Source organism: Devosia geojensis (assembly GCF_000969415.1).
Taxonomy (GTDB): Bacteria; Pseudomonadota; Alphaproteobacteria; order Rhizobiales; family Devosiaceae; genus Devosia; species Devosia geojensis.
Map to the genome: position 1 here is coordinate 1 of NZ_JZEX01000020.1, position 21,105 is coordinate 21,105.

Below are 21,105 nucleotides of genomic sequence, written 5' to 3' on the forward strand. Positions count from 1 at the left end.
CCACACGAACTGTAACCTGGTGCGCTCGGCGGCAGCGTCAGATGTGTATAAGGGGCCGCCCCCACGCCCGTCGCCAGCACATAGGCGACCGCGATGCCGAAATAGACGACGAGACGGAAGACGATGAACGGCCAAGTCCTCGCCATCATCGAGAGCCCACGCCCGATCGAGAAATCCCACATGCTGCGTCCCCCGGTGGAATTGCGCCAAATCTACGCCAGTTGTCGCCACAAGCAACAGCCAGCATCGGACCTGTCCCTGTCCTATCGGCGCAAGACCTGCTAAAGCCGCGCCATGTCCGAACCCCTGCCGACGCTTCTCGATTATGCTCCGCCGACTGAACCCTACCTGAACGTGGTTTACGTCGACGACGACATCCTCGTGCTCGACAAGCCCAGCGGGCTCCTCAGCGTCCCCGGCCGGCACCCTTCCCTCTGGGATTCCATCCGCCACCGGGCCCGGCAGAAGTGGCCGACCGCCGAGATGGTGCACCGGCTCGACAAGGATACCTCCGGCATCATCCTGATGGCCCTCAACAAGCGCGCCCACGGCAAGCTCGGCATGCAGTTCGAGAAGCGCACGACCAAGAAGAACTACGTGGCCCGCGTCGCCGGCCTCATGGACGCCGACGAGGGCCTAATCGACCTGCCCCTCGCCACCGACTGGGAGCACAAGCCCCGCCAGAAGGTCGACCACGAACACGGCCGCCCGGCCCAGACCCGCTGGCAGGTGATCGCGCGCGAAGCGGACGCCACCCGCGTGCGCCTCTATCCCCTGACCGGCCGCACCCACCAGCTGCGTGTCCATATGCTGGCCATCGGCCACGTCATCCTCGGCGACGCATTCTACGCCGATCCGCAAGCCCGCGCCGCCGCCGACCGCCTGCAGCTCCATGCCGAAGAGCTGGAATTCGTCCACCCGACGACCGGCGAGCCTTGCCGCTTCGTAGTGCCGGCGCCGTTTTAACCTCGCCACCGGGTCATTCCCGCGAAAGCGGGAACCTGCGTTTAGCGGTTACTGCCAAAGTGTTAGCGGCACACCCGGACTCTGAATCGGAACTTCAGCTTTCCCCGACGAACCGCACCTCAATACGATGGAAGAGGTGCCCCTCCTTCATCGTCATCAGCCACTTGCGGAAGTCCGCCGCGTCGGCAAAGCCGGCGCGCCGCGCATCGGCATCCGTCACGTCCCCGGGGCGCATCTCGTCCATCGCCTCGATGGCGAGGAGCCCGACCTTGGTCTTGAGCGTCCCGCCGGCCCTGACGGTCGGCCGTTTCCAGCGCCGGAAGACGAGATCGACCTTCCCCGCCTTGATGTCCTCGAGCAATTCCCGCTTCAGCAGCATTGGCACCTCCGAATCCCGCACCACATTGTCTTGGGCCAAGCCTTGTGACAAAGACGGGCTCCAGGGCAAGCCCCTGCGATGGAATCGCAGGGCAACTGCCAGCGGGCGTGGTGGAACCGGTAGACACAAGGGACTTAAAATCCCTCGGCCACAAGCCATGCGGGTTCGAGTCCCGCCGCCCGCACCAGCTTGGTTGCTTGCGTGACGAATTTGGGGTGGGTTGCGGACTGGCGGCTTTCAGATGCCTAGGTTCGAAAGCAGACAACCACGCACTCTCTATGAGAGCCTCGAGCCGCGTCTCCATGCTTCAGAGATAGACTTCCTCTCCTCGACCTAAAGTTCGTCAGCCGTGAAGTCATTCCGTCGGTGGGCGCAGATATGGGACGGCCAAACGGATCAAGCGCCGCCCTCTACTTTACCAGACGAAGCGTGGAACCTCGGTTCCCTACGGGCGCATCGATGCCATAGAACGCGGGTAGCTCTTCAGCGTCCATGTGCAATATAGCGGCCAAGTCTCCCACGGAGTATCCAAGAGCATCTATGTGCATGCGAATGACGCTGGGGAGCACGGTCGGCTGCTCATGCGGGAAATCGAGTTCGGGCGGTTCGCGGGTCCGCATGTTGTTCATGCTGAACTGCTTCCAGATGTAGACCTTTTGGTTGGGCGTCAGCAGACCGAGACGATCTGCGACGAACACCAGAGACGACATGGACATGCGCCATTCGGTCTTCAGCGCAGCGAGGCGCGGCAGGTCAACGCGCCCACGGCCGAAGTATGGACGGATGTCGCGCGAGGGAGCGAGCAGATACGATGCGAACGCATTTGCCTCGGCCTCCATGTCGGGCGTTGGGAAACGGTGCATGACGATGTGGCCAAGCTCATGCGCCAGCGTGAAGCGCATGCGATCGGCAGGCTGAGAATCGTTGAGCACGATCAGCGGCGGCATGCCGGGAACACGAAACGTGACGCCGCTGATCGAAGAGCCGTTCAACGACGAGTGGGCGACGACGATGCCCGCTTCTTCGATAATCTGCGTGAGGTTGCGCAATGGCCCCGATGGCACCTGCCAATGCGCGCGGACTAGACCAGCAATACGCTCTGCGTCACCATACTCATCGAAGTCGAGTGTCGGCACCGTCCGCACGGCGTTCACCTGCGCGGCGTCGAGCAGCCGCCTGAGGTGATGGGTTCGGATGTTCAATTCTGCGATTACCGCATCCATCTCGCCGGCAGTGACTTCGGCCTTCTTGCGCCACATGGGATGGACGCTCACCGGCGCACCGTAGACCGCGATTCGCTGGTCGAAGAACGATGGCGGCATCTTGAACGCCCGGGCTGCGACTTCGATCGTTTGATCGGAAGCGTCCTTGATGCCATTCTCAATACGCGAAAGGTCGCTCGCCGAGACGCCAAGCAGCGCCGCGGCCACCTTCTGCTGATACCCACGGCGTTGCCGTGCCAGCCTGAGCATGTCTCCCCGAGTGCTCATGTAATCCGCTACTTCTTCTCTTGGTCTGTGTTCGTGGGCGTGTCCCGTAGGGAAACCAGCGGCGCCCGCGCTGCTGGCTCGATAGGAATGATTGGCAGCGGCGTCGGCAGCAGCGCGGTATCAGCCTCGGCGCCAATCTCATAGCTCCAGATCTTGGCATTGATGTCGCGGGCGACGATCTTCACCTTGTCGAGCTTGGTGGCCAGCTTGTTCGGATACCAGAGCGCCTCGACCTTCCATATCTCCGGAAGGCCCATGAAGCACTCCCTCGGATCGATGAATTCATACTCGGCTTTGGTTTCGATGTTTCGCCCCAGGCCGTCTTTATTGCCACGCTTGAAGCGGACCAACACCCGATCATCAAACAGGTACTTCACACTCTCGGCGCGATCAATGCGATGGACACCTGGCAGATCGTCCAGCAGTAGACCCACCTCTTGCACGATGAAGTCGTACATCATGGTGGACATTGTCCGTTGAAAACGGTTCGTGGCACGTTCTGGGGAAGCCATCCAGCGAGCGAAGGCGTTGAGATGCGCTTCCATGAGCTTGCCTTCGAACGGCTTCAGGATTTCTTTAACTTCGTCTTCGTCGGGATAGAGGGCGATCATGAGGTGGAATCTCGGAGGTGGAGGAATGCTACACCTTGGCTGAATTCGATTCCTAAATCAAAGGAAAAAATTGCAGACTTGTTTCAAGGGGCGGCATTTGTCCGCAGTGGAATGCCCCCTGGCAAGTCTGCTTTTGCGGCGTCTTGCTGCAGCACGAACGACGGAATGGGTCGAAAGCAGCCGTGAGGGCCAAAGCGGCTAACTTGGCCCTCAGGTTCAAAACTCGAAACTATCAACCCGTGCCGCCCAAGATCGGCACTCATAGGCAAGGTCGCAGTCTCCAGGGAGACCTCCGAGGCGCGCGCATCCCGATGACCTCGATATCCTCGATGGCCGCGATGACCTCAAGGCGCCGCGCTCATTGCCGAGCGCCTGACACAGCGGAGGTCGGCCAGAGGCGCCTGACCGAACCTCAGTCCGTTCCACCCGAGATCGGCGCCACATAGGCGACGTCGAGGTCCCACGGAAAGAAGATCCAGGTGTCCTGGCTGACTTCGGTGATGAAGGTGTCGACCATCTCCCGGCCCTTGGGCTTGGCGTAGACGGTGGCGAAGTGGGCGCCGGGCAGCATGTCGCGCACGACCCGGGCGGTGGCGCCGGTGTCGACGAGGTCGTCGACGATCAGCACCTTGCCGCCGTTGCGAGCGAGATCGAGAACCGGCCGGCTGATTTCCTTCAAAACCTTGATCCCGCCCTGGTTCTGGTGGTCGTAGCTCTTAACCGCCACGGTCTCGACGGTGCGGATGTTCAATTCGCGCGCCACGATCGCCGCCGGCACCAGCCCGCCGCGCGCGATGGCGACGACCGCATCGTAGTTGCCCTGCCCCGTCAGCCGCCAGGCCAGCGCCCGACTATCGCGGTGGAACTGGTCCCAGGTGACCGGGAAGGACTTCTGGTTGGTGCTCAAGGCTCGGCTCTCCGATGCGGCAGCGCTAGAGCGTTTCCGGCAAAAGTGGACGCCACTTTTGCCGGAAACGCGACAACTCAAAGCGGGGAGCTTTCGTTCTGACGAAAGCTCTGAAAGGCAAGCCCAATAGCAAAATGCGAAGCGCGCGCCAATGGCACCATAGCGCGGACGGCGCGGTTTTCGTGGATTTTCGCGCCCGGAGGCTCAGTCCTCCGCGGGCGGCTCGACCCCGGCCCTGGCATGCGCCTCGGCGACCATCGCCCGCACCTTGGTCGCCGCTTCCTCCAGCCGGGCGAGATCGGACGAGCGCAGCACCAGTTCCGTCATCACCCGGTCCCGCCCCATCTGCGGATAGCTGCCCATCTTGACGTCCGGATATTCCTCCTGCAGCCGCCCCAGAGGTCCACCCACGGTCCCCTCGCCCACCGCCGCCTTGACCGTCACCGAGGCGATCTTGCGCCCGCCCTTGAGGGTCGGTGCCAGCGCCTCGAGCATGGCGCGCATGATGACCGGCACGCCGGCCATCACATGCACATTGCCGATGCGGAAGCCCGGCGCCGCGCTCACCGAGTTGACGATGAGGTCGGCGCCCTCCGGAATGCGCGCCATGCGTAGCCGCGCCTCGTTGACTTCGGTGCCGGTCTGCTTCCAGCGCGTCTCCAGCATCGCCCGCGCCGTCTCGTTGATCGGCAGCGCGACGCCGAACGCCCTGGCGATGGCATCGGCGGTGATGTCGTCATGCGTCGGCCCGATGCCGCCGGTGGTAAAGACATAGGTGTAACGCCCGCGCACGGCGTCCACCGCCTCGACGATGGCCTCCATGTCGTCGGAAACGACGCGCACTTCCCGAAGCTCGATACCGAGATCGGTGCAGAACTCGGCGGTGGCGCCGATGTTGACGTCCCTGGTGCGCCCGGAGAGGATTTCGTCGCCGATGACCACAAGGCCGGCGGTTACGGTGTCTGCGGGCGTTGTCATGGCTTGACCTGAAGCTTGCTGCCGGCAATGGATGCCCGCTGCCGTTCCAAAGGTCAAGCCGAGCCCATGCGTCTCCCCCAGCCGATGCAGCGGGGCACCCTCGTTGCCCGCTACAAGCGCTTCTTTGCCGATATCCGCCTCGATTCGGGCGAGGAGATCGTCGCCCATTGCGCCAATCCCGGCGCCATGCTCGGCCTGAAGGATCCGGGGCTGCCCGTCTGGGTCTCGCCTTCGAACAATCCGAAGCGCAGCCTCGCCTGGAACTTCGAGCTGGTCGAGACGCCAACGAGCCTCGTCGGCATCAACACCAACCACCCCAACCGGGTCGTCGCCGAGGCCATCGCCAACGGCGCCATCGCCGAGCTTGCCGCCTATTCCGCCTGCCGGCCGGAGGTGAAATACGGCGAACGCAGCCGCATCGATTTCCTGCTGACCGGCGAGGGCCTGCCGGACCTCTACCTCGAGGTCAAGAACGTGCACTTCTCGCGCACTCCGGGCCTCGCTGAATTCCCCGATTGCCCGACCGATCGCGGCGCGCGGCATCTTGCCGAGCTCTCGGCGATGGTCGCTGCCGGCCACCGCGCCGCCATGCTCTACCTCGTGCAGCGCAGCGATTGCGAGCGGATGACGCTGGCCGCCGACCTCGACCCGAAATACGCCGCCGCCTTCGCCCTGGCGCGTGCCGCCGGCGTCGAGGCGCTCTGCTACGACTGTACCGTCACCACGCAGGAGATCGTCCTGCGCCAGGCCCTTCCCATCGTGCCGGCCAGCGATCTTCTCTAGCCGGACAGGCCCAGCAGCTCGACAGCGGCAGGAACAGCCAGCGAACCCGACAAGTTCATCACCGCATCGCGTCCGGCGCGCCACCGTTCCATTGCGCTCGCGCAGACGTTGAGGGCCGGCGGCCAGCAAGCCCTTCCCATCGGCGGAACCACCGATTACTTATAGGCAAGTCCCTGTATTGCCGCCGATTGCGGCCGGAGCGTTCATGATCACCTATGTCGATGCCCAGTCGAAGTCTCGCCGCACGCCGGGGGTGATTCCGCTCCATGGCGCAGAGGGCTTCGAAGGCATGCGCAAGGCCGGCCGGCTGACGGCCGAGGCGCTCGACATGCTGGTCGAATACGCGCAGCCGGGCGTATCGACCGGGCGGCTCGACAAGCTCGCCTACGAGTTCGCCCAGGACCACGGCGCGATTCCGGCGACCCTCTTCTACAAGGGCTACCGGCATTCGGTGTGCACCTCGATCAACCACGTCGTCTGCCACGGCATTCCCGACGATCGGCCGCTGCGCGAGGGGGACATCGTCAACATCGACCTCACCCTAGTGGTCGACGGCTGGTACGGCGATTCGAGCCGCATGTATCCGATCGGCGAGATTTCCCGCAAAGCCGAACGGTTGGTCGAGGTGACTTATGAGAGCCTCGCGCGCGGGATTGCCGCCGCAAAGCCCGGCAACACCACCGGCGACATCGGCACGGCGATCCAGAGCTATGCGGAAGGCGAGCGCACCAGCGTCGTGCGCGATTTCGTCGGCCACGGCGTCGGCCGCCTCTTCCACGACGAGCCCAACATCATGCACTTCGGCACGCCCGGCACCGGCGTCGAGCTGAAGCCCGGCATGATCTTCACGATCGAGCCGATGATCAATCTCGGCCGTCCGCACGTGAAGATCCTCGCCGACGGTTGGACGGCGGTGACGCGAGACCGCACCCTTTCCGCCCAGTGCGAGCATTCCATCGGCATCACCGAAGATGGCTGCGAGGTGTTCACCCTCTCGCCGGCCGGCCTCTTCAATCCCCTCGCCGCGCGGGCCTGACCCATGCCGCAGGACGGCAAGGAGGCGGGCGGCGGCTTAGGCGAGAGCCTCAAGCCCCACTATCTCGGGCATCGCGAACGCGCCCGCGAGCGCTTCAACGCCGTGGGTGGCGAGGCGCTGCAGGACTATGAGCTCCTGGAGCTCATGCTTCACATGATCATCCCGCAGAAGGACACCAAGCAGCTCGCCAAGGACCTGCTCGCCCGCTTCGGCTCGTTCTCGCAGGTTCTGGGCGCCAGCCGCGCCCGGCTCGCCGAGGTCAAGGGCCTGGGCGAGACGACCATCACCCATATTAAGGTGATGCAGGCCGTCGCCCAGCGCTACGGGCGCGACCAGATCGTGCGCGACCAGCCGATCCTCGGCTCATGGAGCCAGCTCATCGACTATTGCCGCGCCCAGATGGCTTACGAGGACATCGAGCAGTTCCGCATCCTCTTCCTCGATAAGAAGAACCGCCTGATCGCCGACGAGGTGCAGCAGACCGGCACCGTCGACCATACGCCCGTCTACCCGCGCGAGGTCATCAAGCGCACGCTCGAGCTCTCGGCGACCGCCCTCATCCTCGTCCACAACCATCCCTCGGGCGACCCGGCCCCCTCCTCTGCCGACGTGCGCATGACGCGCGAGATCGCCGATATCGCCAAGCCCTTGGGCATCACGCTCCACGACCACATCATCATCGGCAAGTCCGGCCACACGTCGCTGAAGGGCCTGAAGCTGATCTAGCCCTGCCAGCTCTTGCGGTTGAGCACCTTGCCGAGCGTGCGCCGCAAGGTCAGGAACCGCCGGTCGGCCTTCATCCGCGCGCGGGCCGCCTGGAAGCGCTGGTGGGCGGCGGCGGCGATCCGGCCGCGCCAGGTGAGCGCGACATAGTGCTGGCGCAACACGATCTGCTCGTTGCACCAGTGCCGCTTCTCGTCGGTGAGGCCCGCGCCCATGTCGAAGACGCGCATGCCGGCGTCGAACACGCTCTGCATCACCCGCAGCAGGCACTGCTTGCCCGGCGAGCCCGCCTGGATGTCCGGGTCGTCCGACATCGAGGAGATGAGGCAGAACATGCGGTCGCCGTGGACGATGTTGTAGCGGGTGGCGACGATCTCGCCATCGAGGCGCAGCACGTGCAGCCGCACGTCGACGCCGGAGTCGGGCGCGAGCGCTGCGCGATAGAACGCGGCGATGTTGCCGAGCGCGAAGGTGTCGCGAATACCCATCTGCTTGAAGCGGGCCGAGCGGTGACGGAACATGGTGGCGATTGCCTCGCCGATGTCCTCGCCATTGCGCATCTCGTCGAAATCCACGCTCCCGAGCGCGGCCAGCCGCTCGCTCTGCTGGCGGTCGTGCTTGCGGCGGGTGCGGCTGCGCTGCAGGCGGTCGCACTCCTCCCAGCTGGCAAAGCGCCCGCGGTAGAGCGTGTCGACCGCAACAGCGCTGCCGAGCTCGTCGAAGAGGCCCGAAAAACCGTCGCTCTCCTGCGGCACCGCGCGCAGGTAAACCGCATCGGCCCCCGAAACCTGCCCCATCATGGCGGACCAGAGCGCGCGGCGTCCCTCGGGACCGAGGGCCGCGACCCCCTCCCGGTCGACGAGCGGGGCAAGGCACCCCACGTGTGCGCCGGGGAACCAGGTCATGACGCTGATGCCGAACCTTTGCCGCCGTTGCAGCGCGATCAGCGCCAGCGGCACGCCGCCGAGAGAGCCGACGAGGTAGAGCTGGTTGTGTTGCGGTATGCCCCGCTCACGCACCCACAGTCGGATGAAATCGTAGTTTTGGCCGGGAGATTCGACTCCTTCGGCCTCGAGCGCGCGCCAGACCGCCTCGACATCCTCGATACGCTGGGTCGCGGTCACCGTGAAGGCGGCGCCTGCCACGCCGGCGCCGGCCGTGGCTTCGCCTGCGTCAGCCTTCCTGGCCGGCAGCGAACTCAAGAGCGCAGTCTCCCCAGTCATGGACGTTCCTTGTCCAATCGACGCAAGCCGCCACCTTGCCGGTGACTTGTAAAACCAGCGTGCACATTGCCGGTGCGGCCGTCACTTGTGCGGAAAAACTGCGCGCAAGGTTAAAAACGCGCTTGCGGCTCACCCGAACTGAGCAAGAACAGGGAAAGTTTCGAGAAACCAGTAGGATAAACGCGTAAATTGACCTGTAAGGAACAGAAGTCCCGTCACCACGAGCAGCCCGCCCATGATCTTTTCCACCAGCGCGAGGTGCTTGCGGAATCCCTGGAAGAACGACAGGAAGGGCCCGATGGCGATGCCGGCCAGGAAGAACGGCACCCCGAGCCCCAGAGAATAGAGCCCGAGGAGCGCTGCTCCCTCCGCGGCCGTGCTGCGGCTCGCCGCCACTGACAGGATCGCCGCCAGTACCGGTCCGATACACGGCGTCCAGCCGAGCGCGAAGGCGAGGCCAAGGAGGAACCCGCCCAGCGGTCCGCTCGCCACGCCCGGCCCCTGGTGGCGCAACTGCCGGTCGAGCAGGCCGATGCGGTAGACCCCGATGAAATGCAGCCCCATGGCGATGATGAGAACGCCCGCGATCGGGGTCAGCACCGGCAGCGCCTGCCGGAACGCCTGCCCGAATGCGGTCGCCGTCGCCCCAAGCAGGACGAAGATGACCGAGAAGCCAAGGATGAAGAAGATCGAGGTGCCCGCCACCCGCCGCTGCAGGGCGGCCGCGCCCTGTCCTTCGGCGCGCAGCTGCTCGAAGCTCGCCCCGCTCATATAGGTGAGATACGGCGGCACCAGCGGCAGCACGCAGGGGCTGAGAAAGCTAAGCACCCCGGCTCCGAAGACGATGGGCAGCGAAAACTCCAAGACTCGGGCTCCTTACAGCCGGGCCGTTTTAGTCCAAACGGACGGCCCCTCAAATGTGCCCTGCCGCCGCATCTCGGCAAAGTGATGGATCAACCGAGCCGCAGCTTTCCATCCAGCCGCGCCATCGCCGCTTTGTCGGCCTGTACCAGGCTGATCGGCGTCACCGTGATCGCCCGATCGCGCGTCAGCACTTCGAAATCGGCCTGTCGATCGAGCGGCAGCGGCGTTTCGGGTATGGCGACGAAGAATTTTCCCGCATTCTGGCTCGCATAGTAGCTGAAGGGCGAACGCGCGAAGCGCTGGGGCGTCACGACGCGGATGCCGGAGACGGCATCGGGCTCACCGAGGGGAAAGTTGACGTTGTAGAACGTATCCCGCCCCTCGGCCCCTGCGAGAATCTGCCGGACCACCTGCGCCCCATAGCGCGCCGCATTGTCCCAGACGACGTCGTGCCCATGGATGTAGTCGACCGCCTGGGAGAGCGCGATGCCGATGGCGCCTTGCAGCGCCCCCTCGCGCGCGCCGGCGGCCGTCCCGGAGCAGTGGATGATGTCGCCAAGATTCTGCCCGTTGTTGACGCCCGAGAGGACCACGTCCGGCTGCCGATCCCTGAGAAGATGCGTGACGCCATAGACGACGCAGTCGGCCGGCGACGCGCCGTCTATGGCATAGACGCGCTCGCCACGCTCCTTCGCCTCGAGCTCGCGCCCGAAGGTGAAGCGGTGCCCTGCCCCGCTCTGGTTGCCCTCCGGCGCCACGACCCACACATCGTCCGAGAGCTCGAGCGCGATCCTGCGCAGCACCTCGATGCCCGGCGCGTCGACGCCGTCGTCGTTGGTGAGGAGGATACGCAGCGCCCCGGTCATTCTAGCGGCCGCCGATGGTCGTGAGGCCGCCCATATAGGGCCGCAGCGCCTCCGGCACGGAGACCGAGCCGTCCTCCTGCTGGTAGTTTTCCATCACCGCGATCAGCGCCCGGCCGACCGCCGTGCCCGACCCGTTGAGGGTGTGGACATAACGCGGCTTGCCGTCGGCGGCGCGGTAGCGCGCTTCCATGCGCCGGGCCTGGAAGTCGCCGCAGACCGACACCGACGAGATCTCGCGATAGGTGTCCTGCCCCGGCAGCCACACCTCGATGTCGTAGGTCTTCTGCGCCCCGAACCCCATGTCGCCGGTCGAGAGCGTCATGACGCGGTAATGCAGCCCCAGCCGCGCCAGCACCTTCTCGGCGCAATCGAGCATGCGCTCGTGCTCGTCGGTCGATGTTTCGGGCGTGGTGATCGAGACCATCTCGACCTTGTCAAACTGATGCTGCCGCAGCATCCCGCGCGTGTCGCGCCCGGCCGACCCGGCTTCCGAACGGAAACACGGGGTGAGGGCGGTAAAGCGCAGCGGCAGCTCTTCCTCGGAAAGGATCGACTCGCGCACCAGATTAGTCAGCGGAACTTCGGCGGTGGGGATGAGCCAAAGCCGGTCCGCTTCCTCCGCCGTCACGTCCTTGACCGCCGCGAACTGGTCGGCAAGGAACTTCGGCAACTGCCCCGTGCCGTAGAGCGCTTCATCGCGCACCAGCAGCGGCGGCTGCACCTCGGTGTAGCCGTGCTCGTCGACGTGCGTGTTGAGCATGAACTGCCCGATGGCCCGCTCCAGCCGCGCCAGGTGCGATTTCAGCACCACGAACCGGCTGCCCGAGAGCTTGGCGGCGATCTCGAAATCCATCTGCCCCAGCGCCTCGCCGAGCTCGTAGTGCTCCTTGGGACGGTAGGCGAACGAGGGTTTGGGCGGGCGCGCCTTGGCGGCGAGTTCCGGCGAGCCGTTCGGCCCGAAATACTCGACGTTGTCCGTCTCGTCGTCGCCGACCGGCACGTCGTCGAGCGCGATGTTGGGGATGACCTCGAGAGCGGCCTTGAGCTTGGCTTCCGCCTCGCGCTCTTCGGCCTCGCCCTTCTGGATGTCGTCCTTGAGCCCGGCAACCTCCGCCATCAGCGCCTGGGCCCGGGCCTCGTCCTTCTGCGCCTTGGCCTGGCCGATGAGCTTGGAGGCGGCGTTGCGCTTCTCCTGCGCTTCGTTGAGCCTGGCGATCACCGCGCGGCGGTTCTCGTCGAGCTCGATCAGCGGCTGCGCCCGATAGGCCGCGCCGCGCTTCTGCATTGCCGTGTCAAACGCCTCTGCGTTGGCACGAATCCATTTGATGTCGAACATGGGAGGGTCAGGCCCGCTTGGGGCCCGCCTTCTGAATCTCGGTAACAGAAAGGGGTTAGCGTATTTGCAGCGTCCGGGGAACCCGGTGTGGAGCATGGCACAAAGTATCCCTCCCATCAGGGTCATCCCCGCGAAAGCGGGGACCTCTGTTTCAACTTCTACATTGCTAACGGAGGTTCCCGCTTTCGCGGGAATGACCCTGTGGATGAATGGCTTGTAGTGCCGGTGCTAAGCCTGCGGTTTGGCGGCTTCCGCCGCTTCTTTTGCCGCCCGAGATCGCTCGATCCAGCGCACGGACCAGATGGAGGCCTCGTAAAGCAGGTAGACCGGGATCGCCAGCCCGATCTGCGAGATCGGATCCGGGGGAGTGATGAACGCGGCGACGGCCAGGATAGCGACGATGGCGTAGCGCCGGCCCTTCTTGAGCATCTCGGTGTTGACGAGTTCGATCCGCGCCAGGAGCGTGAGCACCACCGGCAGCTGGAAGCAGATGCCGAAGGCGATGATCAGCGTCATCGCCAGGCCCAGGTACTCGCTGACCTTGACCAGCATCGAGACGTTTTCGGTCTCCATGCCGAGAAAGAACCGCATCGCCATGGGCAGGACGGCGAAATAGACCAGCATCGCGCCGAGCAGGAAGAACACGGGCGTGGCGACGAGATACGGAATGAACGCCTTGCGTTCGTGCCGGTAGAGACCCGGCGCGACGAACATGTAGATCTGCGTGGCGATATAGGGGAACCCGAGGAACAGCGCCCCGAAGAAGGCGATGTTGAGCTGGGTGAAGAAGAACTCCTGGGGAGCCGTATAGATCAGCTCCAGCTCGGCCGGATTGGGCACGACCGAGCGGTAGGGCTCGAGCAGGATGTCGAAGATCTGCCCGGCGAAGATGAAGCAAGCAACGAGCAGCACGCCGAGCGCAATCAGCGAGTGGATGAGGCGCTTGCGCAGTTCGACGAGGTGGTCGAGGAGCGGCGCCTCGCTGCCGGCGAGTTCGTCTTCGGGTTCCGTGGTCTTGTCTTCGATCTGCCTGGGCGCGTCGACCATGGTTTAGCCCTCCCCGTCCGTTGCGGCCGGATTGGCGGCGGGTGCCTTGCGCGTCGCAGGCTTGCGGGTTGCCGGCTTTTTCGCTGCCGGCTTGACCGGCGCGGCATCGGCCTTCGTGGAGGTTGCGGATTTAGCGGCAGGCTTGGCGGCCGCCGCGGCAGGTTCGGCCGCCGGCTTGGCGGCCGCGGCCTTGCGCGTGCGCGGCGCCTTGACCGGCACGGGCTTGGCCTCGACAGGCGCCAGCTCCCTGCGCTCCACCGCGCTCTCGGCCACCGGAACGGCCTTGGCGGGCGGCTTCATCGGCGCGGGACGCGCAGCCTTCACCGGCGCCTCGGTCGCCGCGGCCTTCGCCGGCTCGGTCTTGGGCGGCATGCCCGCGGCGGCGCGGATTTCGTCGGCGACGCTTTCCTTGGACGGATCGGCAGGCTTGATGAGACCCGAAGGCTTCGGACCGCTCGGCGTCATCGCGTTGAATTCGCGCCGGATTTCCTCGGTCGACTTGCGCAGCGGATCGGTGATCGACTGCCGCAGGTTCCGCACCTCGTCGAGGCCGGTGGTCTTGTTGAGCTCGCGCTGGAACTCGCTGCCCATGCGACGGATCTGACCGGCGAACTTGCCGATGCGCTGCATCACGACAGGCAGGTCCTTGGGTCCGATGACGATCAACGCCACCACGCCCACGACGAGCATTTCAGTCCAGCCCAAGCCGAGCATCGCCTACAAAGTCCTTAGGATGTGGGAGAGGCGCAGAAGCGCCGGCCACGAACGCTCAGGCGTCCTTGCTCTTCTCGGTCTCGCGAGCCTCGACCTGAGTGGCCGTCTCGATCCGTTCAGCGGGCTTGTCCTCGTCCTTCATGCCTCTCTGGAAGGCTTTGATGCCCGAGGCGACCTCGCCCATCATGCCCGAGATCTTGCCGCGTCCGAACAGCAGGACGACGACGACGGCGACGATTAGAATGCCCCAAATACCTGGCGCGTGCATTGAGATCTCCCTTCAACTTCAGAACGCGATACACGCGGTTTCTAGCCGAGAAATAGGGTCAATCGCGGTCAAACACAAGGATGTGTTCGGCATTGAGGATCACGAACACGTCCTGACCCGGCCTCATGGCCGCATTCGCGCGCTGGCGCACGGCGATCGGCCGGTCCACACCCTCGACCTTGACCTCGCAGATATCCTCCCCGATGGCGTCCCGCTTGCTGACGATCCGGCCCGGCACGCCTGTCCCCCCGTCGCCGAGGTCGACTCCGCCCGCCGGTCTGATGGCGATGGTCACCCGCCGCCCGTCCGGGCGTCCGGGCGTCGGCACGAGGCCGAGCGGCGTCTCGGCCGCGCCTGCGCGCACCACGCTTTCGATCTCGCTCAAGGGCGAGAAGAACCGCGCCGCATCGAGATCGACGGGCTTGCGGTAGATCTCGGCGCCCGTGTCGATCTGGACGATGCGCCCTGCCCGCAAGAGCGCCACCCGGTCGCCGAGCAGCATCGCCTCCTCGGGATCATGCGTCACGATGACACTGGTCGCCCGCGTCTCGCGCAGCACCGCCAGCGTCTCGCCGCGCACGCTCTCGCGCAACCGCGCATCGAGGCTGGAGAACGGCTCGTCCAGCAACAGCAGTCCCGGCCGCGGCGCGACGCTGCGCGCCAGGGCCAGCCGCTGCTGCTGGCCGCCCGAAAGCATGTGCGGATAGTCGCCCTCTCGCCCGGCGAGCCCCACGCGGGCAAGCGCCGCATGGGCTTGCGCGCGCGCTCCGGCGCGCCCCAGGCGCTTCAAACCGAACATCACGTTTTCCAGCACCGAGAGGTGCGGGAAAAGCGCAAAATCCTGGAACATCAGGCCGATGCCGCGCCGGTCGGGCGGCACGTGCCGGCCGGGCGCCGAAACGACCTCGTCGTTGATGCGCACCTCGCCGGCATCCACCGGCTGGATGCCGGCCGCCACCCGCAATGCCGTCGATTTGCCCGAACCGGACTCGCCGAGCAGGCAGACGATCTCGCCGGCCTTGAGCTTGAGGTCGAACCGGTCGAGCACCGGTCGCCCGCCGAGCCGCACCCCGACCTCGCGGAAGACGAGCGCTGCCGCAAAGCTCACGCCCGCCGTGCCGCGCGCGCCCCAGCCGCCGAGCTCGGAGGAAAGGTCGTCCGTGCTCATCAGGCCTCGTCGTCGACGTCTTGACCGCCGGTGTCGTCGGGATCGAGCGGGTCCTCGTCCTCGCGCAGCGGTCCGTCGAAGGGCAATGGGATCTGCATGTCCGGCGGCAGCCGGTTCGAGAGCAGTCCCGAGCCCTTGAGCTCCTCGAGTCCGGGCAGATCGCTCAGGGATTCGAGGCCGAAATGGTCGAGGAAGGCATCGGTCGTGCCGTAGGTCACCGGCCGGCCGGGCGTGCGCCGGCGGCCGCGCATGCGCACCCAGCCAGCCTCCATAAGGAGGTCCAGCGTCCCCTTGCCGGTCGCCACCCCGCGCACCTCCTCGATCTCGGCGCGCGTGGTCGGCTGGTGGTAGGCGATGATGGCGAGCGTCTCGAGCGCGGCGCGAGAGAGCGGGCGATTCTCCTCCTCCTCGCGGCGCAGCAGGAAGCCCAGGTCTTCGGCCGTACGGAAAGCCCACTTGTCGCCGCGCCGGACGAGGTTGACGCCCCGGCTTGCATAGCGCTGCTCCAGCTCGGCCAGAAGCGCGGCCGCATCGGCTCCCTCGCCGAGATAAGGCGCCATCTGCGCCGCCGACAATGGTTCGGCCGATGCGAACAGCAAGGCTTCGAGGATGCGCAGGTTCCGCTCCGCAACCTCCCGGTGTTCGCCGTATTCGTCCGCCAATGCCAACCTATTGCCCGTCAGTCTTGCGCCGCCGCACGAAGAGCGGAGCGAACGTCGATGCCTGGCGCAGTTCTACCTGTCCCTGGCGCACCAGTTCAAGGCTGGCCGAGAAGCTCGACGCGCGCACCGTCGCCCTTTCCTGCGGGGAAGCGAGATAGTCGGCAAGGTAGGTATCGAGCGATATCCACTCGGCGCTTTCGCCGATCAGCCGCTCGAGAATCTCGCGCGCATCCTGCAGGGACCAGACGGTGCGCTGGACGGGCGCATAGTCGCTGACGATGCCCCTCTCGCGCTGGCCCGCATAGGCCTTCAAAAGATCGTAGAGGCTGGCTTCCCAGATGCTGCGCCGGTCGACGACGATCGGCTCCGGCTCGCCGCGGGCATAGACCCGCAGGCCCAGCCGCGGCCGGTGGACCAGCTGGTTGGCCGCGTCCCGCATCGCCTCGAGGCGCTTGAGGCGGAACTGCAGCATGGCCGCCAGCATCTCGCCGGACGGCTCGTCGTCGCTCGGCGCCTGCGGCACCATCAGCCGGCTCTTGAGATAGGCCAGCCAGGCCGCCATCACCAGATAGTCCGCCGCCACCTCGATGCGCTTGCGGCGCACCGTCTCTATGAAGGCCAGGTATTGTTCGGCGAGAGCAAGGATCGAGACGGCGGCGAGGTCCACCTTCTGCCGACGCGCCATCTCCAGCAGCAGGTCGAGCGGCCCTTCATAGCCGTTGACGTCGACGTGCAGCACGTCCTCTTCGGACGGCTGTCTCACCGGCGTCGTATCGAACCAGTCGCTGGGTGTATCGGCCATTGCCGCGGGCGCCTTCCCGTTGTCCGGCGACCTTGGCGGTTGAGCATTGGGCCGTCAAGACAATTGGGCACTGAGGCCCCCTCACCCGCCCTTCGGGCGACCTCCCTCAAGGGAGAGGTGGTGCACACCGCAGCGATGCCCCAACACCTCCCTTTGGGGGAGAGGTGTTGGGGCCTTATGTGCTCCGGCACCAACGATGTGAACTAAAGCGTGAAGCAGTCGCCGCCGCCGGCCTTGACGTTGTTGCAGATCTGCGTGGCGTTCTGCAGCGATTGCGCCGGCAGGCGCACGCGGTAGTAGATGCCACGCTCGCCGAGGTCGACGCGCTGGATCTCCAGTGTCGTGCCGCCGAAGAGATTGCCGAACCGGCTCTGCAGGGATGCCGCCGTCTGCTGGGCGGCCTCTTCGCTGCGCTGCGAGGAGAGCTGCACATAGGCAGGCGCGGTGCTCGCCTGCTGCGTGACGGCAGCCTGCTGCTGGGCCGGGGCCTGAGCCTGCCCGCCGACCGGCTGCAGCGTGCCCTGGACCACCGCGTTGACCGAAGAGGTCGGCTGGCTCGCCGCCTGCGGCGCGGTCTCGGCGACGTTGGTGATCGTCGAAGGCGCCGAAGGACGTTCGATGCGCGGCATCGGCGTCGGCACGTTGCCGTTGGTCGCGGTCGTCGCGGGAGTGGTCGTGATCGGAGTGGTCGCGGGGGTGCCGCCGGTCGCCGCGGCATCGCCCGGCGCCGTGGCGATGAGCGCGGCAAGGGGATCGTCCCCGTCGGCAGCCGGCGCACCGGTCGTCGCGCCCGCCGCGCCGGCGGCGGCACCTGCCGCAGTGCCTGCATTGGCGGCCCCGCCCTCGGTTGCGTTGGCGGAAGCGACAGCCTGTTCGGCGCCCGGCACCGCCGGCACGTTCGGACGGTCGACCGGCAGCATGGCCGCGCCCGCCACCGAGTCCTCGCCACCGACGATCGTACCGTCTGGCCGCACCGTCACGGTGCGCACCCTGCGATTGACGAGACCTTCGGCGCTCGCGTCCTCGGCGGGCGTTGCGCTGGCAACCTCGCTTGCCTGGCTCTGGTCGCGCGAGACGAGCTGCTCGTTCTCGGCCGGCGTCGAATTGCCGGAAATCTCGTTGAAGACCACCGATTGCTGCGCGGTCGGCTCCGCGGCGGGCTCGGGCACTTCCTTGGCCGGCTCTGCGTCGGCGGTGAGAAGCGGCGCCGGTCCGTCATTGCCACCGAGGCCCAGCACGGAATAGAGGCCGATGCCGGCCGCCAGCAGCGCCACGACGGCGATCGCCGGTCCGGCGAAGGCGCGCACCATGCCGCCACGTCGCCGTGGGGGCAGCGGCTCGTCCTCGACGCTCGTCGGCTCGAAGTCGGTCTCGCGTCCGTCCGCCCAGCCGACCTGTGCGCCGGTGGCGGCGGCGGCCGCCAGAATGGTGGCCTCCGCGCTCATCGGCTCGGGATCGGGCTGAGGCGCAGGCCTTGTCTGCGGCAGCACGGGCGTTGCAAGGCTGCGCAGCGCCGGAGCGGCGTTGACGGGGTCCCCGCGCGCCGGCTCGGGCTCGAATTCCGGTTCGGTCGGCTGGTTCTGCACGCGGATGGCGTCGCCGATCAGCGTCTCGATATCGTCGATCGGGTCCTGTCCGATGCCCGGTTCGGCGCGCGCCGCCGTCGGCTCGCGGACGGGGGCCGGAGCGGGCTCCACTCGCCGCCCGCCCAACCCGAAAACCGGGGCGATGCGGAAACCATCGGAGGCGTCGCCGCGGCGCGGCTCGACCGCGGGCGCCTGCGGCGCTGCGTTGACCGTCGGCGTCGGAGCGATGGCGGGCTCCGGCGCTTCGGCCCCGGCATCGCTATTGAACGCGTCCTCGGCAGCGTCGATTTCCTCGCCGAGCTCGGCGGCGATGAGATCGCCGATCGTGTCGTGATCCTCGTCGAGGGCGATGGGAGACTCTTCGACAGCCGGCGACGATGCGGGCTCGCGCGGCGGCGTCAGCCCGAAGTCGAAGGCAAAGGGCTCCGGCGCCGGCGGGACCGGATCAGCAACCGGCTCGGGAGCGGCCGGTTCGGCCTGCCCGATATCGAAGCGCGGCGCGGGGATCGGTTCGGTGGGACCGGCAGCGCTGCCCGGCAAGCGGAAGGCGAACGGCTCGGACGCCGGAGCGGCATCCTCTGCAGCCGGAACATCGCCTGGAGGTTCAGACGCGGCAACGGCGGCCGGAGCGGGATCGGTCTCTTCCGGTTGCTGTTCGGGTGCCTTGTCGCGGCGATCCCCCTGCGCGTCCTGGGCCATCAACTTGGCGAGTTCGGCGATCAGGTCGTCGGCAGCTTCCGGTTGATCGTTCACTTGCTGCGGTTTCGCTGTCGTCATCGATGCAGCGCCCTTTCGTTACTGAAACGAACGCCTAAAGGGGCGGTCGCGACAGTCATCACACCAATGCGCCCGAATTATGAAAGCTCTTCGGGTGCAGTCACCCCCAGTATTTGCAGGCCATTGACAAGAACCTGCCGTACGGCGTCGACGAGGGCGAGTCGCGCCAATGTAAGCATTGGATCGTCCGCGTTAACAAAACGCAAACCAATACTCTCTTTGCCCTTCGCCCAGAACCCGTGGAACGCGGCCGCGAGATCGTGGACATAGAAAGCGACGCGGTGCGGTTCGTGCGCCGCAGCGGCTCCCGCCACGACCCGCGGCCATGCGGCCAGCAGCCTCACGAGCTCCAGTTCGTCGGGCGTCTCGATCCGCTCGATCTCGGCCGCCGCCAGTGCCGCCTTCGAGAGGTCGACACCCGGCATGTCCCGCTCGGCCACCCGGAAAACCGAGCAGGCCCGGGCGTGCGCATACTGCACGTAGAACACCGGGTTGTCCCGCGTCTGCTCCTTGACCAGGTCGAAATCGAAGTCCATCGCCGCGTCGTTCCGCCGGAAGAGCAGCATGAAGCGGGTCGCGTCCGGTCCCACTTCGTCGACCACGTCGGCGACGGTGACGAGGTCGCCCGAGCGCTTGCTCATCTTGAACGGCTCGCCGTTCTTCATCAGCCGCACGAGCTGGCAGATCTTGACGTCTATATCCGCCTCGCCGTGCGAAACGGCCTTCACCGCCGCCTGCAGGCGCTTGACGTACCCCGAATGATCGGCGCCCAGCACGTTGATCATGTGCTTGAAGCCGCGCATGTACTTGGTGCGGTGATAGGCGATGTCGGCGGCGAAATAAGTATAGGACCCGTCGGACTTGAGCAGTGCGCGGTCGACGTCGTCGCCATAGTCCGTGGCGCGGAAGAGGGTCTGTATGCGGTCTTCCCAATCGTCGAGGTCGGTCTTGCCCTTGGGCGGCTCGAGCCGGCCCTGATAGACCATGCCCTGCTCACGCAGCCAGTCGATGGTCGTATCGATATCTCCGCCCTGCCCATGCAGCGTGCGCTCGGAAAAGAACACCTCGTGGCGGATGCCGAGCTTGGCGAGGTCCGCTTTGATGAGCTCCATCATCGCGGCGAGCACCCGGTCCTTCGCCAGCGCCAGCGCCTCGTCCTCCGGCTTGTCGAGCAGGCTCGCGCCGAACTCGTCCGCCAGGGCCTTGCCGACCGGAATGAGATAATCGCCGGGATAGAGACCCGGCGGGATATCGATGGTCTCGCCCAGCGCCTCGCGGTAGCGCAGCAGCGCCGAGCGGGTCAGCACGTCGACCTGCCCGCCGGCATCGTTGATGTAGTATTCGCGCGTGACGTCATAGCCCGAATATTCCATCAACGAGGCCAGTGCGTCGCCGAAGACGGCGCCACGCGTATGGCCCACGTGCATCGGACCGGTCGGGTTTGCGGACACATATTCGACGTTGACCCGCTCGCCCTTGCCGATGTTCGAGCGGCCATAGTCCGCGCCTTCTGCGGCGATCGCCCGCAGCACCTCGTGCCAGACGGGCAGCGCCAGCCGGAAGTTGAGAAAACCCGGCCCCGCGACCTCGACCGAGGTCACGTCCGCATCTCCCTCGAACCTGGCGGCGAGCGCCGTCGCCACCTCGCGCGGGTTCTTGCCCAGCGGCTTGGCGACGACCATCGCGGCATTGGTCGAAAGGTCCCCATGCCCCGCGTCTCGCGGCGGCTCGACCACGATACGTGCAAGCAGCTCAGCGGAGACGTCCGGATAGAGCGACTTGAGGGCATCGGCGACGCGCGTTGAGAAAAGGGCAAAGATGTCCATGGGAACCTGAACTGTGAAGTTGGGTGGTACGGCAAAGCTGACGAGCTATGCTTTTCTCACCGGGTCATTCCCGCGAAAGCGGGAACCTCTGTT

Annotated in this window: 21 protein-coding genes, 1 tRNA gene and 1 pseudogene; 5 read left to right on the plus strand and 18 right to left on the minus strand. The window is 66.1% G+C overall.

What is annotated here, in order from left to right; translation table 11 throughout:
* Positions 1-182, minus strand: a pseudogene (locus VE25_RS00670) (hypothetical protein); the annotation flags it as partial.
* Positions 183-294: 112 nt separating this feature from the next.
* Here VE25_RS00670 and VE25_RS00675 point away from each other — a divergent pair.
* Positions 295-966, plus strand: a complete 672-nt coding sequence (locus tag VE25_RS00675) for an RluA family pseudouridine synthase (protein WP_046106654.1) — start codon at positions 295-297, stop codon at positions 964-966.
* Positions 967-1,060: 94 nt separating this feature from the next.
* Here the strand turns inward: VE25_RS00675 and VE25_RS00680 are convergent, their stop codons facing one another.
* A complete protein-coding gene (locus VE25_RS00680; RefSeq protein WP_052731639.1) occupies positions 1,061-1,345 on the minus strand; it encodes an ASCH domain-containing protein in 285 nt (94 codons plus the stop codon).
* Positions 1,346-1,446: 101 nt separating this feature from the next.
* Here VE25_RS00680 and VE25_RS00685 point away from each other — a divergent pair.
* Positions 1,447-1,532, plus strand: a tRNA-Leu gene (locus VE25_RS00685).
* Between the two features lie 223 nt (positions 1,533-1,755).
* Here VE25_RS00685 and VE25_RS00690 read toward each other — a convergent pair.
* From VE25_RS00690 to VE25_RS00705, 4 genes are all read right to left on the minus strand, one after another.
* On the minus strand, positions 1,756-2,817 hold the full coding sequence (locus VE25_RS00690; RefSeq protein ID WP_244466832.1) for a helix-turn-helix domain-containing protein: 1,062 nt from the start codon (positions 2,815-2,817) through the stop codon (positions 1,756-1,758).
* 26 nt (positions 2,818-2,843) lie between these two features.
* A complete protein-coding gene (locus tag VE25_RS00695) occupies positions 2,844-3,446 on the minus strand; it encodes a hypothetical protein (RefSeq protein ID WP_046106656.1) in 603 nt (200 codons plus the stop codon).
* A gap of 412 nt (positions 3,447-3,858) precedes the next feature.
* Complete coding sequence (gene gpt / locus VE25_RS00700) at positions 3,859-4,353, minus strand: xanthine phosphoribosyltransferase (RefSeq protein ID WP_046106657.1); 495 nt, start codon at positions 4,351-4,353, stop codon at positions 3,859-3,861.
* Between the two features lie 204 nt (positions 4,354-4,557).
* The gene (locus tag VE25_RS00705) at positions 4,558-5,331 is read right to left on the minus strand and encodes a competence/damage-inducible protein A (protein WP_046106658.1); all 774 of its coding nucleotides are present in this window, start codon (positions 5,329-5,331) and stop codon (positions 4,558-4,560) included.
* A 66-nt stretch (positions 5,332-5,397) separates the two neighbouring features.
* Here VE25_RS00705 and sfsA point away from each other — a divergent pair, with 66 nt between their 5' ends.
* The 3 genes from sfsA to radC all read left to right on the plus strand — a co-directional run bounded on the left by sfsA (position 5,398) and on the right by radC (position 7,876).
* Positions 5,398-6,114 (plus strand): DNA/RNA nuclease SfsA, encoded by a 717-nt coding sequence (gene sfsA, locus VE25_RS00710; RefSeq protein WP_046106659.1) that lies wholly within the window; start codon positions 5,398-5,400, stop codon positions 6,112-6,114.
* 205 nt (positions 6,115-6,319) lie between these two features.
* The gene (gene map / locus VE25_RS00715; protein WP_152664461.1) at positions 6,320-7,150 is read left to right on the plus strand and encodes a type I methionyl aminopeptidase; all 831 of its coding nucleotides are present in this window, start codon (positions 6,320-6,322) and stop codon (positions 7,148-7,150) included.
* A gap of 3 nt (positions 7,151-7,153) precedes the next feature.
* On the plus strand, positions 7,154-7,876 hold the full coding sequence (gene radC, locus VE25_RS00720; RefSeq protein WP_046106660.1) for a RadC family protein: 723 nt from the start codon (positions 7,154-7,156) through the stop codon (positions 7,874-7,876).
* Here the strand turns inward: radC and VE25_RS00725 are convergent.
* The 12 genes from VE25_RS00725 to argS form a co-directional block, all read right to left on the minus strand.
* Positions 7,873-9,096, minus strand: a complete 1,224-nt coding sequence (locus VE25_RS00725) for a GNAT family N-acetyltransferase (RefSeq protein WP_046106661.1) — start codon at positions 9,094-9,096, stop codon at positions 7,873-7,875. The two genes, radC and VE25_RS00725, sit on opposite strands and share 4 nt — an antisense overlap.
* A 129-nt stretch (positions 9,097-9,225) precedes the next feature.
* On the minus strand, positions 9,226-9,960 hold the full coding sequence (locus tag VE25_RS00730; RefSeq protein ID WP_046106662.1) for a cytochrome c biogenesis CcdA family protein: 735 nt from the start codon (positions 9,958-9,960) through the stop codon (positions 9,226-9,228).
* Positions 9,961-10,049: 89 nt separating this feature from the next.
* A complete protein-coding gene (surE, locus tag VE25_RS00735) occupies positions 10,050-10,826 on the minus strand; it encodes a 5'/3'-nucleotidase SurE (RefSeq protein WP_083988639.1) in 777 nt (258 codons plus the stop codon).
* Between the two features lies 1 nt (position 10,827).
* Positions 10,828-12,162, minus strand: coding sequence for a serine--tRNA ligase (gene serS / locus VE25_RS00740; protein WP_046106663.1), 1,335 nt, complete (start codon positions 12,160-12,162; stop codon positions 10,828-10,830).
* Positions 12,163-12,390: 228 nt separating this feature from the next.
* Positions 12,391-13,209, minus strand: a complete 819-nt coding sequence (tatC, locus tag VE25_RS00745; RefSeq protein WP_046106664.1) for a twin-arginine translocase subunit TatC — start codon at positions 13,207-13,209, stop codon at positions 12,391-12,393.
* 3 nt (positions 13,210-13,212) lie between these two features.
* On the minus strand, positions 13,213-13,923 hold the full coding sequence (gene tatB / locus VE25_RS23490) for a Sec-independent protein translocase protein TatB (RefSeq protein WP_046106665.1): 711 nt from the start codon (positions 13,921-13,923) through the stop codon (positions 13,213-13,215).
* Positions 13,924-13,978: 55 nt separating this feature from the next.
* Entirely contained in the window at positions 13,979-14,191 is a 213-nt protein-coding gene (locus VE25_RS00755) for a twin-arginine translocase TatA/TatE family subunit (protein ID WP_046106666.1), read from the minus strand.
* Between the two features lie 58 nt (positions 14,192-14,249).
* Positions 14,250-15,359 carry an ABC transporter ATP-binding protein gene (locus VE25_RS00760; protein WP_046106667.1) on the minus strand — a complete coding sequence of 370 codons (1,110 nt, stop codon included), beginning with the start codon at positions 15,357-15,359 and terminating at the stop codon, positions 14,250-14,252.
* The gene (gene scpB / locus VE25_RS00765) at positions 15,359-16,021 is read right to left on the minus strand and encodes an SMC-Scp complex subunit ScpB (RefSeq protein WP_046106698.1); all 663 of its coding nucleotides are present in this window, start codon (positions 16,019-16,021) and stop codon (positions 15,359-15,361) included. Before scpB ends, VE25_RS00760 begins: the two co-directional genes overlap by 1 nt.
* Before the next feature lie 7 nt (positions 16,022-16,028).
* The gene (locus VE25_RS00770; protein ID WP_046106668.1) at positions 16,029-16,823 is read right to left on the minus strand and encodes a segregation and condensation protein A; all 795 of its coding nucleotides are present in this window, start codon (positions 16,821-16,823) and stop codon (positions 16,029-16,031) included.
* A gap of 203 nt (positions 16,824-17,026) precedes the next feature.
* Positions 17,027-19,162, minus strand: a complete 2,136-nt coding sequence (locus VE25_RS00775; RefSeq protein ID WP_152664462.1) for an SPOR domain-containing protein — start codon at positions 19,160-19,162, stop codon at positions 17,027-17,029.
* A 101-nt stretch (positions 19,163-19,263) separates the two neighbouring features.
* Complete coding sequence (argS, locus tag VE25_RS00780) at positions 19,264-21,012, minus strand: arginine--tRNA ligase (protein WP_046106670.1); 1,749 nt, start codon at positions 21,010-21,012, stop codon at positions 19,264-19,266.
* Positions 21,013-21,105: the final 93 nt, after the last annotated feature.